This window comes from Salinimicrobium marinum (genome assembly GCF_014651535.1).
In the GTDB taxonomy this organism is placed as follows: domain Bacteria; phylum Bacteroidota; class Bacteroidia; order Flavobacteriales; family Flavobacteriaceae; genus Salinimicrobium; species Salinimicrobium marinum.
This window is the reverse complement of the sequence record NZ_BMXB01000043.1, coordinates 1-1,319: the sequence shown is the minus strand read 5'-3', so window position 1 is coordinate 1,319 and position 1,319 is coordinate 1. Positions and strand designations below refer to the sequence as shown.

At 38.1% G+C, this 1,319-nt stretch carries 2 protein-coding genes; both read right to left on the bottom strand.

Features of this window, described 5'->3' with window-relative positions; genetic code table 11:
* Nucleotides 1-50: 50 nt before the first annotated feature.
* On the bottom strand, nt 51-905 hold the full coding sequence (locus IE056_RS18265) for an IS3 family transposase (protein ID WP_229793821.1): 855 nt from the start codon (nt 903-905) through the stop codon (nt 51-53).
* A 41-nt stretch (nt 906-946) separates the two neighbouring features.
* The gene (locus tag IE056_RS18260; protein WP_189606426.1) at nt 947-1,258 is read right to left on the bottom strand and encodes a transposase; all 312 of its coding nucleotides are present in this window, start codon (nt 1,256-1,258) and stop codon (nt 947-949) included.
* Nucleotides 1,259-1,319: the final 61 nt, after the last annotated feature.

Below are 1,319 nucleotides of genomic sequence, written 5' to 3'. Positions count from 1 at the left end.
TGTTTTGGCCCCTATAAAACAAGAGAATTATTCTAGATTTCAAAAATTAATTAAGCGGTTTGTTTTTTCACTAAAATCAGGTGTTGGTCCTGAACCCATTTTTCCATTGGTGTAATCCTTCCCAGTAGCCCATGCAGCCTATCATTGTTGTAAAAAACAACATATCTTTTTAAGATCTGCTCAATCTCTCCAAAGGTTCTGTAATCAAATCTAGTAAATACTTCTTTTTTTAATATTCCATGATAGGCTTCTATATGCGCATTTTCTTCCGGGGTAGCCACATGGGTGAACTCCTGATCAACTCCGATGAGTCCTAAGTATTCACGTACATTACTGGCTATAAACTGGCTTCCATTATCACTTCTAATAACCACACTCTCTGGATATTGATAACTCTCAAACAACTCAGAGAGAAGGGCTATGACCTGCGCTTGTTTTATAGTAAAAGAAAAATAGTCTTTCAGTATTCTACGGGTGTGTACATCGATCACAGAGAGCAAATAAGCGTTTTTACCAGCACTTGGGATCCATACCATCTTGATATCCATTTCCAAACATTCAAGGGGCCTGGAAGTCTTTACCTTTCGGAATTTCACAAATTTACGACCAGCACCACTTCGGTTGATCCGGTTTTCCAGTTTTAGCAAGCCAGCAGTTTTCATAATCCTGTATAGTTTCTTATGGTTGATAAGGAACCCGTCTCTCTTCAAATAGGAAGTCATAAGTCGATACCCACAATCAATGAATTCATGCCCCAGGAGCCTTTTAACGGCATCTAATACAATGGGTTGCTCTACCCAACCTTTGGACTTGTTATAGGTTAATTTAGAGGGTGTATTACCTTTTCTTCCATTGCTGGGTTTTCTATAATAACTACTGGGGACCATCCCGACCATCTGAATGATCCTGGTCTTACTGCACTTGTGCTTTTTAAAGATAAAGTCTACTAGATCTTTCTTGGATCGGATGTCCCAAACTTTTTTTTTAAGAGTTCCCGTTGCACTTCCAGTTCAATATCCTTATTTCCAAGTAGTTTACGAAGCACTCTGTTCTCTTCCTCTACTTGCTTGAACTCCTTGCTTTTGATGTCATAGTTCACTTTAAGGCCATCTTCTCCTTTATGGTCAAACTTCTTTTTCCAGTTATAAAAGGTGCCTGTGCTAACGTTGAATTTTCTACAGGTTTCAACAACTCCAATCTCTTCTGCGGAGGCTAATATCTCTAACTTTTCTGATAAGCTCCATCTCTTGTATTTCATATTTCAAAGGTATAAATTGAAATTTAAAATATCACTCCGATCTTATTGGGGGCTAAATTAG